The sequence below is a fragment of the Thiobacillus sp. genome, assembly GCF_030696885.1.
GTDB lineage: Bacteria > Pseudomonadota > Gammaproteobacteria > Burkholderiales > Thiobacillaceae > Thiobacillus.
Window position 1 is genome coordinate 13,653 of record NZ_JAUYRI010000015.1, and the last position, 12,585, is coordinate 26,237.

At 61.9% G+C, this 12,585-nt stretch carries 12 protein-coding genes; 3 read left to right on the forward strand and 9 right to left on the reverse strand.

The window, feature by feature from the left end; genetic code table 11:
- Positions 1-46: 46 nt before the first annotated feature.
- The 3 genes from thiO to Q8R61_RS07205 all read left to right on the forward strand — a co-directional run bounded on the left by thiO (position 47) and on the right by Q8R61_RS07205 (position 3,419).
- Positions 47-1,150: a glycine oxidase ThiO gene (thiO, locus tag Q8R61_RS07195; RefSeq protein ID WP_305535708.1), complete on the forward strand. Its 1,104-nt coding sequence runs from the start codon at positions 47-49 to the stop codon at positions 1,148-1,150.
- Between the two features lie 199 nt (positions 1,151-1,349).
- The gene (locus Q8R61_RS07200; protein ID WP_305535710.1) at positions 1,350-2,273 is read left to right on the forward strand and encodes a mitochondrial fission ELM1 family protein; all 924 of its coding nucleotides are present in this window, start codon (positions 1,350-1,352) and stop codon (positions 2,271-2,273) included.
- Between the two features lie 6 nt (positions 2,274-2,279).
- Positions 2,280-3,419 (forward strand): glycosyltransferase family 4 protein, encoded by a 1,140-nt coding sequence (locus tag Q8R61_RS07205; RefSeq protein ID WP_305535711.1) that lies wholly within the window; start codon positions 2,280-2,282, stop codon positions 3,417-3,419.
- Here Q8R61_RS07205 and Q8R61_RS07210 read toward each other — a convergent pair.
- Genes Q8R61_RS07210 through Q8R61_RS07250 form a run of 9 tightly spaced genes read right to left on the reverse strand, consistent with a single transcriptional unit; the run spans position 3,403 to position 12,573 of the window.
- Positions 3,403-4,461 (reverse strand): glycosyltransferase family 10 domain-containing protein, encoded by a 1,059-nt coding sequence (locus Q8R61_RS07210; RefSeq protein ID WP_305535713.1) that lies wholly within the window; start codon positions 4,459-4,461, stop codon positions 3,403-3,405. The genes Q8R61_RS07205 and Q8R61_RS07210 overlap by 17 nt on opposite strands.
- Complete coding sequence (locus tag Q8R61_RS07215; protein WP_305535715.1) at positions 4,458-6,293, reverse strand: nucleoside-diphosphate sugar epimerase/dehydratase; 1,836 nt, start codon at positions 6,291-6,293, stop codon at positions 4,458-4,460. Before Q8R61_RS07215 ends, Q8R61_RS07210 begins: the two co-directional genes overlap by 4 nt.
- A complete protein-coding gene (locus Q8R61_RS07220; protein WP_305535717.1) occupies positions 6,283-7,221 on the reverse strand; it encodes a glycosyltransferase family 4 protein in 939 nt (312 codons plus the stop codon). Before Q8R61_RS07220 ends, Q8R61_RS07215 begins: the two co-directional genes overlap by 11 nt.
- Before the next feature lie 14 nt (positions 7,222-7,235).
- Complete coding sequence (locus Q8R61_RS07225; protein WP_305535719.1) at positions 7,236-8,162, reverse strand: SDR family oxidoreductase; 927 nt, start codon at positions 8,160-8,162, stop codon at positions 7,236-7,238.
- Positions 8,159-8,908: a glycosyltransferase family 2 protein gene (locus tag Q8R61_RS07230; RefSeq protein WP_305535721.1), complete on the reverse strand. Its 750-nt coding sequence runs from the start codon at positions 8,906-8,908 to the stop codon at positions 8,159-8,161. Before Q8R61_RS07230 ends, Q8R61_RS07225 begins: the two co-directional genes overlap by 4 nt.
- Positions 8,905-9,705 (reverse strand): glycosyltransferase family 2 protein, encoded by an 801-nt coding sequence (locus Q8R61_RS07235; RefSeq protein ID WP_305535723.1) that lies wholly within the window; start codon positions 9,703-9,705, stop codon positions 8,905-8,907. The genes Q8R61_RS07230 and Q8R61_RS07235 overlap by 4 nt, the downstream gene beginning before the upstream one ends.
- A 2-nt stretch (positions 9,706-9,707) precedes the next feature.
- The gene (locus Q8R61_RS07240) at positions 9,708-10,436 is read right to left on the reverse strand and encodes an FkbM family methyltransferase (RefSeq protein ID WP_305535725.1); all 729 of its coding nucleotides are present in this window, start codon (positions 10,434-10,436) and stop codon (positions 9,708-9,710) included.
- 37 nt (positions 10,437-10,473) lie between these two features.
- A complete protein-coding gene (locus Q8R61_RS07245) occupies positions 10,474-11,442 on the reverse strand; it encodes a GDP-mannose 4,6-dehydratase (protein ID WP_305535727.1) in 969 nt (322 codons plus the stop codon).
- Positions 11,443-11,451: 9 nt separating this feature from the next.
- Positions 11,452-12,573: a glycosyltransferase family 1 protein gene (locus Q8R61_RS07250; protein WP_305535729.1), complete on the reverse strand. Its 1,122-nt coding sequence runs from the start codon at positions 12,571-12,573 to the stop codon at positions 11,452-11,454.
- Positions 12,574-12,585 lie beyond the last annotated feature (12 nt).

The window sequence follows — 12,585 nt, forward strand, 5'->3', positions numbered from 1 at the left end:
ACTTTAGTCGTAGGCGCCGCCTGTGCATGAGCCTGACCCATCCGGCGTGAAAACCTCGGCCGTCATCCTGGGTGCAGGCGTTTCCGGCCTGAGCGCGGCGCTGATCCTGCTCAAAAGGGGCTATACCGTCGCACTGCTGGAACGCGGCGCCGTGGGCGGCGAATCCTCGTGGGCGGGAGGCGGAATCCTTTCGCCGCTGTTGCCGTGGGCGTATGGCGAGGCGGTTGCCGCACTGGCCTTGCGCTCGATGGCGGGCTATGCGGACTGGGTGGCGGACATCGAGAGGCATTCGGGGCGCGATGCCGAATTCTGGCGCTGCGGCATGCTGGCACTGGATGTTGCAGCGCCGGACCCGGCGCTGGCATGGTGTGCCGCACATGGCATGGCGGCGCAGCGGGGATATCCCCAAAGCGTGTCGCTGCCGGCCGGCCTGTCAGCCCGCGCACCAATCTGGCTGCCCGGGGTGGCTCAGGTGCGCAACCCGCGCCTGGTTGCGGCGCTGCGCGCGGCGGTGGTGCGGCACGGCGGCACGATCCACGAGCACTGCCCGGCCACCGGCGTGCTGGCGCAAGGCGGCCGGGTGACGGCGGTGCTGACGGCAACCGGCACCTTGCCGGCGGATCAGGTGGTGCTGGCAAGCGGTGCCTGGTCCGGGACGGGACTAGCCGGCCTGGCGGCCGTGCCGAACATACGTCCGGTTCGCGGCCAGATGCTGTTGTTCAAGCTGGCGCCGGGTGTGCTCGAGACGATTCTGTACTGCGACGGGTTGTATCTGATCCCGCGCCGCGACGGCCATGTGCTGGCAGGCAGCACGCTGGAGGACGCCGGTTTCGACAAGTCGACCGACGGCGCCACGCGCCTGCGCCTGCACGCCGACGCGGCCGCGCTGCTGCCCGCGCTGGCGACGATCCAGCCGGTGCAACACTGGGCCGGGCTGCGTCCGGGGTCGCCGGACAATATCCCGGTCATCGACCGCCATCCGGATTTCGATAATGTGTTCGTCAACACCGGTCATTACCGTTATGGCGTGACGATGGCGCCCGCTTCGGCGGAACTGCTGGCCGATCTGATGGAAGGCAGGACACCCTCCCTCGACCCCGCACCCTACCGCTGGCAGGCTGCGCTGGAACGCGGATGGCACGACGCTTGATGGCACAATGCAGGCTGGCGGTGCCCGGCCTGGCAGGACAGGACGATTTACACGCCAGACTCCACCTACCAAGCTGCGCGATCATGACACGCATTTTTCCCCCAGCGGCCGCCGATCAAGGCGCGGCACGATACAGTACCCGCCCTCGTGACAACCGCATTGCAACGCGGCTGCCGACCGGATGATGCCGGACGCGCCCATGCCCGACCCCGGCCGCGCCGCGACGCCGCGGGTGGTTTGGATCGTCAGCGACGGCAAGCCTGGACATCTCAACCAGTCGCTCGGCCTGGCCGAGGCGCTGGCGCGCGCTACGCCCACCACGATTCACACCCTGCCCGCGCTGCCGGCTTGGCGCGCCCTGCTGGCGCTGCTGTTGAAACGCGTTCCCGGACCCGCCCTGCCCGCGCCCGACCTGATCTTGGGCGCCGGCCATGCCACCCACCTCACGCTGCTGGCGGCGCGGCGCGCGCGCGGCGGCCGCACGGTGGTGCTGATGAAACCCAGCCTGCCACGGCGCTGCTTCGACTTGTGCATGGTGCCGCGTCACGATGGTCTCGCGGGGGATGCGCATACGCTGGTGACCGAGGGGGCATTGAACCGCATCCGCCCGGCCGCGACCCACGATTCGAGCCTAGGTCTGATCCTGGTGGGCGGCGTATCCAGGCATTTCGACTGGGACAGCGATGCGATCCAGCTGCAGATCAAGAGCATCCTCGCGCGCACGCCCGACACACAGTGGACGCTGACGACTTCGCGCCGCACGCCGGCGGATTTTCTGGAGGCGCTGCCGACCTTTCCCAACCTGAGCGTGACGCCCCACACCGCCACCTCGCCCGAGTGGCTGCCCACGCAGTTGGCCCGTTGCGGCACGGCGTGGGTGACGCCCGACAGCGCCTCGATGGTGTACGAAGCCTTGACCGCAGGCGCCGAGGTCGGCGTGTTCGATCTACCGGTCAACCCGAAAAGCCGCGTCGGCTGGGCGATTTCAGAACTCGCCGATGCGCAGCGCATCACCCGCTTCGTCAGCTGGTGCGCTCATGGTGTCCTACATCCCGATGTACACCCGCTGGCCGAGGCGGACCGCTGTGCGGGCTGGATACTTGAATGGCTGGAGAACACATAAAAACGCATGACTGAAAACAAAAAACTGACCGTCCTGCAACTGGTGCCCGCGCTGGAATCGGGCGGCGTCGAACGCGGCACCCTCGAAGTGGCCCAGGCCCTGGTCGAGCATGGCCACCGCGCGCTGGTCATGTCGGCGGGCGGGCGGCTGGTCGCGCCGCTGGACCAGTGTGGCGCAGAACACCATACCTGGCCGATCGGCACAAAATCGTTCAGCACGCTGAGGCTGGTCGGCAAGCTGCGCAAATTTCTGCTGGAGCAGAAGGTCGACATCGTCCATGCGCGTTCGCGCGTGCCGGCATGGATCGCCTGGCTGGCCTGGCGCCGCATGAACCCGGCCACGCGGCCGCGTTTTGTCACCACGGTGCACGGCATGTATGGGGTCAACCGCTACAGCCGCATCATGACGCAGGGCGAACGGGTGATCGCGGTGTCCAACACCGTGCGCGATTACATCCTGCGCGAATATCCCGACACGCCGGCGGACCGCATCCAGGTCATCCACCGCGGCGTCGACGAGCAGGCGTATCCGTACGGCTGGAAACCCGACCTAGTGTGGCAGCAAGCATTTTTTGCCCAGTTTCCGCAGGCCGCGGACACGCTGCTGCTGACCCTGCCCGGCCGCATCACCCGGCTCAAGGGCCACGAGGATTTCATCGAACTGATCGCGCGGCTGAAGCGGCGAGGGCTGCCGGTGCACGGTCTGATCGTCGGCGGCGCAACGGCTTCCAAGCAGCGCTATCTGCAAAAGCTGCGCTATCGCGTGCGCAGCATGGGGATGGCGGCCGACATCAGCTTTACCGGCCAGCGCGACGACCTGAAAAACATTCTGGCGATTTCCAGCCTGGTGCTATCGCTGTCGACCCAGCCCGAGTCGTTCGGCCGCACCACGCTGGAGGCGCTGCGGCTGGGGGTGCCGACAGCAGGCTACGGCCACGGCGGCGTCGGCGAAATTCTGCGGACCATCTACCCTGCAGGGCTGTTACCGCTCGGCCGCATCGACGACGCCTGCCAGCGCATCGCGCAACTTTTGCAACAGCCGGAACCCGTTCCGGCTGGGGCGTTTTTCCCGCTGCAGGCGATGCTCGACCAGACCCTGGGCCTGTACGCGGAACTGGCGCAGTCGCCCGTCAGGACCGTCCGCTAAGTGCGGCGGGCAGGTGCAGCAGCCGCCCGCGCAGCTTCCCAACCAGATCGCGCAGCGCCACCGCCGGGCTCGACCGTCGCATGGCGCGGCGCGACAGCAGCACGGCCCCGGCTTCGGCGGGCGCATCTGCCCGATGCAGCCGGGCGATTTCACGCGCGGCCACGGCAAACAGGTTGTAATCGAACATCACCCGCCGCCGTGCTTCGATCAATGCCGGCAGGCGCTTTTCATATTCGTTGCTGGCGATCGCCGTGCGGATGATGTCGAGCGCGCCGGCGGGGTCGCGGATGTCGATGCGGATGAAGCTATCGGCGGGAAAATAGTCTGCCGCATTCGGGCAACCGTAATAGAACGGCAGCGTCAGCCCAAGAAACGGGTCGGCAAGTTTCTCGGTCCAGTGATGCGCGCCAACGAAATTCTCAATGGCAACGTGGTAGCGGTAGGCCCGCAGGCAATCGGCCTTGTCGTCGAGTGCGCGGGGCGTTTCACGACCGAAGGTGTCGAGCTCGGGCATGTGTTCGACCAGCCAGCGCATGAAACGGGCACGCCGGTAATGCAGGGTATGGCGCATCGCCTTCGGCGAATACACCATCGAAACCTCATGGCTTTTGTCAGCGGGGGACTGCGCGAGCATGCGGTCGAACGGCACGATCTCGCGGCTGCCGACGCCATAAAACCAGTGCAGCGCCGGCTGCGCATGAATCCGCTGCGGATGCGGCAGCGCCCATGCTGGCTGGCTGGTGAGCACTGCGCCAAACTGGCGGGTGTAGCTGTCGCCATAGATCTTCACCGACGACGGCTCGGTGGTCACCAGCAGGGTATGCGCGCGCGGGCAGGCCAGCGCTTCCTGTGTGGTTTTCTTCGGCTCGCCCGCGCGCGCGGGCAGGTCGTCGTATACCAGCAGCCAGTCATAGTCGCGCGCATCCCGCTCGAAGACGAATTCGCACGCCCCCCACACGGGCACGTCATGCGGAAACTGATGCAGCCAGATTGCGTCCGGCAGCGTGCTGAGCACTTTCACGCGCAGGCGCGCCGTGGTCATGACATCCCCGACTCGGGCTGGTACTCCGGCACCCAGGCTTTCAGTTGGCGCTTGACCGTTGCTTCGTCATGCAGACCATTTCCGTCGAGCCAGGCCATGCATACGGCAAGCCAGGCGGCGTCGGCTGCGCGCGCCTGGGCCACCCGAAGCTTGGGATGAGGTGTCGGCAGCGTGGATTCGTCGTCGGCCAGCAGTTCTTCGTAAAGTTTTTCGCCGGGGCGCAGGCCGGTGTAGTCGATGCGGATCTGACTCTCATCTGCCCCCGACAGGCGAATCATCAGCTTGGCCAGCTCGGCGATCTTCACCGGCTCGCCCATGTCGAGCACGAAAATCTCGCCGCCCTCGCCCATCAGGCCGGCCTGCAGCACCAGCTGCGCTGCTTCGGGGATCGACATGAAATAGCGCGTGATGTCGGGGTGCGTCACTGTCACCGGGCCGCCCGCCTCGATCTGCTTCTGGAACTTGGGAATCACGCTGCCGGATGAGCCGAGCACATTACCAAAGCGCACCGACACGAAGCGGGTGCCGCTCGCTTGCTGCATCGCCTGGCACGTCATTTCGGCGAGCCGCTTGGTGGCGCCCATCACGTTGGTCGGGTTGACCGCCTTGTCGGTGGAAATCATCACGAACTTGCCGACACCATGCGCCTGCGCCGCTGCGGCAACCACCTGCGTACCCAGCACGTTGTTGCGCACCGCCTCCCACGCATTGGCGTTTTCCATCAGCGGCACGTGCTTGTAGGCGGCGGCATGGAACACCACGCTCGGGCGCTGCGCGGCCATGACCTGATTCACCCAGGCGGCGTTTTTGGCGTCGCCGATCACCGGCACGATCTGCATCCCGGGATAACGCTGCGGCAGCTCCTGCTCCATCGCATAGAGCGCCAGTTCCGATTGTTCGAACAGCACCAGCTTCGCCGGCGCATAGCGCGCAATCTGGCGGCACAGTTCCGAGCCGATCGATCCGCCCGCTCCGGTCACCATCACCACCTGACCGGTCAGCAGCTGGTGCAGACCGCTGTCATCGAGCTGGACCGGGTCGCGCCCGAGCAAATCGTCGAGCTCGACACGACGCAGGCTGGCTACCGACACCCGCCCCGCCACCAGGTCTTCCAGCGACGGGATCGTCATCACATTCAGCCCCGCATCGGCACAGGCCTGGGTGATCCGTCTGCGCACCTCGTGCGCGGCCGACGGCAGCGCCAGCACGATATCGTCGACTTCCATCTTCTTCGCCACAGCCGCGACGTCGTCCAGCACACCCAGTACCGGAATCCCCTGCACCAGCCGCCCCTGCTTGTCGCGACTGTCATCAAGCAGCCCGACCACGTGGAAACCAGCCGGATTACGAGCCAGCTCGCGCAGCAGAAAGTCGGCAGCCGATCCGGCGCCCGCCACCAGCACCGGCTTGCTGTCCGGATGCAGCACGCTGGCCAGACGATGTTCCTTCCACGCACGGTAGGCCAGCCGGCTACCACCCATCAGGACAACCAGCAGCAAGGGATCGAGGATCAGCACCGAACGCGGCACCACCGCACTGACGCGGAACAGCACAAGCACCAGCGGAATCAGCAGCGCTGCCAGTCCGACGGCAAGAACGATGCGCTTGAGATCGGGCAGGCTGGCGAAGCGCCAGAGGCCGCGGTACAGGCCGAAGCGCCAGAACACCACAGCCTGCAGCGGCACCACCCAGGCCAGCGTGGACAACGCCGCCGCCTGGTACTCGGGCGGCATCGACAGATTGAAGCGCAGCCAGTAGGCCGCCAGCCAGGCGAGGGTCGCCACCAGAATGTCATGCAGGATGATGGCGAGGGTGCGTGGACTAAAGTTCATTGCGGGATCGATACCAACGAAAATCGATGGCGGTAAAAATCACTATATAAGGTGCGGCCGACAGTATAAGCAGCCAAACAAGCTGTTGTGGAAAAACCAGGTGCGCGAAGGCCAGCGCAGCCATCACCAGCATCAGCGCATAGGCGGCCAGCGCCAGCTGGCGATGCGACGCCCCCAGCAAGACCACGCGCTGATAGTAATGGGACCGATGCGCCCGCCAGATTTTCTCGCCACGCAGCGCGCGTCGTCCCAGCGTCACGCTGGCATCCACGATAAAGGGCGAAAACACCAGCAACGGAAACAGCCACGGCCACACCCCCTGCATGGCGCCCAGAATGCCGAGCGTAGCCGCCAGAAATCCCAGCGGGATCGACCCCGCATCGCCCATGAACACCCGCGCAGGTGGAAAATTGAAGCGCAGGAAGGCCAGCGCCGCCGCGGCAATCGCTGCACAGAATGCAGCCAAGTCCGGCGCATCGCCCAGCCATGCCGCCAGTGCCAGCGCGCCAAATCCGATGGTGGCCATGCCGCCCGCCAGTCCGTCTGAGCCATCCATGAAATTAAAAAGGTTGGTCACCCAGACCACGGCCAGCGTCGCTCCGACCAGCGCCCAGCCGCTCAATCCGATCGCCAGCAGGCACGCTGCCGCCGCAACAAAATGCGCCAGGAAGCGCAGCGCCACCGGCAAGCCGCGCAGATCGTCCAGCAACGACAATGCGGCCAGCGCAAACGCGGCCAGCATCACGGGGAATAGCGCTGCGTCCGCCAGCCACAGACTGGCCGCCCCGACCCCGGCCAGGATGCCTAGACCACCGATGCGCGGCGTCGGCGTCGCATGCAGCGAACGCTCGTTGGGATGGTCCATCGGCAGGCTGCCGCGCCGCAACAGCCAGGCGAGCGTCAGCCAGCAAGTGATGAACGCGGACATGACAGCGAGCCCGTTCATTTTGCTGCAGCCACCGTCGCCGCCAGTCCCGCTTCCATTGAATAGGGCGGCGTCCAGCTCAAACGCGAGCGAATCAACGAACTGTCGACCCACAGCGAACCTGTCAGCCGCGACACGGCCGTGCGCTTGCCCAGAAGCGTCCCCATGAATTCCAGCACGCTGACCGGCACCCACAGCAAACGTGCGGGACGCTCCATGGCATGCGCTACCGCACGGACCAGGTCAGGCGTCGAGACGGCCTCGCCGTCGTCCAGCAGGAAGGTCTGCCCCGCGGCAGCCGGATGCTCGACACACAGCCGGATCGCATCCACAAAGTTGCCCAGATACAGCAGGCTGCGGCGATTGCGGATCGCCCCCAGCGGCAGCGGCCAGCCGCGTTCCACGGTGCGCAACAGGCGCAAAAAGTTCGCTTTCACCCCGGGACCATATACCAGCGGTGGCCGCAGGATGACGACCTCCAGCCCAGTCTCCGCGGCTATCTGCTGCAAGCCCTGCTCGGCTTCCCACTTGGAAATCGCATAGGCATCCTCTGGCGCAGCCGTATCGGTTTCACGATACGGCGTAGCACGCCCTTCTCCATTGACCTTGATGGTGCTGATAAAAACGAAGCGCTTCACCTCTGCACGAGCTGCCTGGCGGGCGAGATTGAGCGTGGCTTCGGTGTTGATGGCACGGTACCGTTCAAGCGGATCCTGTTCCGTATCGTTCATGACGTGGACGCGTGCGGCGAGGTGGACGACGGCATCGCAACCGGTGAGCGCGACCGCCCAGTCGTTCGTGCCGCGTATGTCACCCACAACAACTTCTCCCGCAAGGCCAGAACCACGACGCACGGCTGGAATCGCGACGTGACCATGCGTACGCAGATGTATGCACAACGCGCGACCGACAAAACCATTGGCGCCCGAAACCACAATCCTCATCGATGCAAGAACTCGAGCAACTTGGCCGGGTATTTTGAAAGGATTTTCGGCAGGCTGGTCTGGATGCCGTTCTCCCGGCAGGCCCGCAACACCTCCCGATTGAGCAGGATGGTATTGCGCCATCCTCCCGTGCTGACTCCGCCGGTTCGCATCCGCACCAGCACTTCCGGAAGGTGGCGGTAGCGCAGCGTCCCGCCATGGAACATGCGCGCCACCAGTTCGAAATCGCCGGCGATCCGATAGTCGGTCCGAAAACTGCCGAAACGTTGATACACCTGCTGCCTTAGAAAAAGCGCCGGATGTGCTGGCATCCATCCCCATGCAATGCGCTCGGGGCAGAATCTTTCCGACCGGTAGCGACGCACGGAGCGGTCTGGTCGAGTTGGGCTGACAAACTCGGCATCGCCAAACAGGGCGTCGAGTTTCTCCGCGTCCATGATCGCGGACACCCGCTCCAGCACCCCCGTATCGGCATACACGTCATCGGCATTGAGAAAACCGATGGTCTCTCCTGTCGCCAGCAGAAGGCCTTTGTTCATCGCATCGTAAATCCCCTGGTCCGGTTCTGAAACCAGTCGGGCCACACGCTTGCCATGACGCTTGATGACATCCAGCGTGCCATCCGTTGAGGCGCCATCCACCACGATATGCTCAATGCCTGGGTGGGTCTGAGTTGCGACTGACTCCAGCGTGTCAGCGATAGTGTTAACAGCATTGAAGCAAACGGTGATGACCGAGACCTTCATTTGCTCAGCCCGGAAGCGCGGCGCCTAAGGCCCCGAATTACATATCCGAAATGGCCGTTAGCAAGTGTCAGAAACAATCGCCGCGCACGGTAAGCGTTCTTTTTCCATCCTGGCATTACTCTGCCATTAATAATGCGGCGGTATTCGGCATCGAACAGAGGCTGGCTTCGGCTGGTCTTGGTTGCATCGTGATAACGCAAGGCGCCCAAACAATAAGGCAGATGTACAGCCTGATTCGTTTCTCTCAGTACACGCAAGAACCATTCGTAATCAAAGCCATAATGCAGCGACTCATCGAGAAAACCGATTCGCGAGTGCAGACCACGTCGCCAAAAGGCAGCCTGATTGGTTAATACCATGCCTTCAGCGAGCAACGCCTCATAGGTTGGCCGTACATATTTCATCTCCCGAATCACCCTGTCCGATTCATCGATCAGATTGATGTCACCGGTTATCAAATCCACCTTTTGATAGCGCTTGGCTGCCACCGCAACACGCTTGAACGCGTCTGGGTAGAAAATATCATCTGAATTTTGCCAAGCCACCCAGTCACCCGTAGCCCGCTTTAACCCTTTGTTGATGGCATGGGACTGCCCCTGATCTTCTTCACTAACCCAGAACGCAAGGTGGCTTTCGTACTTGCGGATGATGTCCACACTGCCGTCGGTAGACCCGCCGTCGATGACGATGTATTCAAGATCAGGATAATCCTGCTCCAACACCGACAAAATCGTACGTTCCAGGAATTCAGCCTGATTGAAGCTTGGTGTAATGATTGAAATGCGTGGCCAGTCCAAGTTCATTGCCTAAAGAACAGTCCGTTCCACTGCATGGTTCGCCCATTTATCGGATCGACGAATGCGGGCTCGAGCGACCACAACACGAAGCCCGCGCTCTCCAGGCGCTCGACGCATTCCCGCCAAAGACGCTGCCCTTGATACAGAGGAAGAAGGGACAATTCCATCAGGATTCCACTCACCTTAGGCAAGGATGTCATTGCCCCGTCGAGAACCTGCCATTCGTAGCCCTGAGTATCAATCTTCAATAACGGGGCGCGTGAACCGGCGAAATAGTCCTGCGACATGGAGTCGACGGTGATCAGAGGAACCCGTTCACGTCCAATGTAAGCTGACTGCGGTGCCGCCGCACTGTGTGCCGCCAGCATGGGAAGGACTGAGCTGCTAACTGAGTTCCCTGAAATATTTATATCGATTTCCCCCATGTGATCACCCAGTGCACAGCGTGGATGCACCAACCAGGCGCGATCGTGCTTGCTCAACGTCGACAGTTTGTCAAAAGCCTGCGCCAAGGGCTCGAAGGAGACAATCCGGCCCTGATACCCGCCTTCACGCAACTCCATGGCAAACTGGCCTTCATTGGCACCGATGTCAAATATCAGATCAATTTCAAAGGCGTGTATCGCCGCCATGAGGCGTGCCAATGGTGACGCTGTGGGATGGTAGCGATGCGCCTCGATCCCCAACGTATGCAGCAATTTCTTAATTTTATGTTTGGGAAGATTCAGCATCACGCACTCAAAGTTAAACGACACATATTTCAGCCTGCTATTTCACCTCGGCCAATTGCAACTCATAACGGACCATCTCGCGGATCACATCGCGCATCTTCTTCTGGGCTGACCACCCCAGAATGCGCCGTGCCTTCTCCGCGTTGCCACAGTTGTATCGAATCTCGGATGGGCGAAAAAGGCCCGGGTCTTGAACCACATGCTGACGCCAGTCCAGGCCCAATTGGGAAAAAACTGATGCAACGAACTCTTCGAGGGAATTGGACTCCCCCGTTGCGATCACGAAATCCTCTGGATGATCGATCTGCAGCATCCGCCACATCGCATCCACGTATTCAGGGCTCCATCCCCAGTCACGCTGAATCGCCATATCCCCAAGCGTCAGCTTTTCAGCTGCGCCCTGGGAAATGCGCACAGCTGCCCGCACGATCTTCCGCGTCACAAAACGAGTCGGCCGCAGTGGCGACTCATGGTTGAACAAAATCCCGGTGCAAGCATAAAGCCCGTAAGCAGACCTGTAGTTGTCGACCAACCAGTGAGCTGTGGACTTAGCCACTGCATAGGGACTGCGCGGATGGAAATGCGCATTTTCGTCAGCAGCTCCAGCTCCGATATCGCCAAAGCATTCGCTGGACCCCGCGTTATAAAACCTGACCGGGGTGCCAAGAAATCTGATGGCCTCGAGGAGATTGAGTGTGCCCGTCGCGATACTCTCGAGCGTTTCCGCTGGTTGTTCAAAAGAGAGGCCAACTGAACTTTGCCCCGACAAATTGTAGATCTCGTCAGGTTCACTCTGGCTGATCGCCTGCAGCACACTTCTGAAGTCGTTGGCTGCCATGGAAACTGTCTTGATGCGACCAAGTATTCCAAGGCGTGACAAGTTGGCGAACGAGGAGGCCTGTGCATCACGCGATGTCCCCCAGACTTCGTAGCCCTTATCCAGAAGAAATTGCGCAAGATAGGCCCCATCTTGCCCAGAAACTCCGCATATCAAAGCACGTTTCATCTTTCGCCCTTAAACAAGACGCCGATACACGCCCAGCGTTTCCTTGGCACAATGATCCCATGAGAAACAAGCGAGGCGAGCTCGGCCCTTCTCAATCAGCACCTTGCGATGGCTTTCCGAACTCACCACGCGTTCGATTGCCTCCCGCATCGAATCAACATCGGCTGGGTCGAAATACTCGCCTCCATCTCCCACCACCTCGGGAATGGAACTGGTAATACCACAGATGACCGGACAGTCGTGCGACATCGCTTCCAGGGGTGGTATTCCAAAGCCCTCGTATAGCGAAGGATAAACGAACGCATTCGCGCGGGCATAGAGTTGGGACAGTAACTGATCACTTCCGCCCAATTGGATCACCTGGCCGCTATCCAGGCCCAATCGCGTAATCCTCTCCTGTTCGTCCGCACTCAATGCGCCGCCCCCGAAACAGACTAGCTTGAATCCGGCACGAAGTTGCAGGGATGACGCATAAGCCTCCAACAGGCCGAGAAAGTTCTTGTACCCTCCACGATTCCCCACATAAAGAAGGAAGGGCTCGTTAGTTACGCTTTTCTCATTCATGAGGCCATCCTCCCCGCCCTTCATCAAGTCGAATCCGAGATGGATCACGGAGGTCTTTTCCGGCGCCAACCCAAGAATTTCGATGGCATCCCGTCGTGTCGATTCTGAAATGCAGATCACATGGTCTGCCCGCTTGGCAGCCACGGCCTTGTGCCTGGTTGTCTTGTCAGCAAGCGGAAAGTCCGACGGAAAACGCTCGTGGATCATGTCATAAATGGTGAGCACGCGGCGCGCTCGACGTGGTCCGAGCGGATAGGCCAAGTAATAGGTTTCATGGACGATATCGGGAAACTGGGTGCGAAGCACAAGATCCCCTAGAACGAGGCCCACCCCCCGAAGAAACAGGCGAGGGTAGACCGATTCGAAGCGGTCGGCTCGAGGCCCACGAAATCCCGTCACGATACCTGGCGGCAAGTGTTGCAGATAGGCATTGATATGCAGCGGTGCTGCAATTGAGACTTCAAGCCCCGGAGTCTGCGCCAAGCGGGAAGCAATCTCGCAAAAATAACGCGATACGCCACCATAGGTCTGCGCACAGAATATCTGCGAATCGTATCCGATCTTCATTGGTTCAAAATC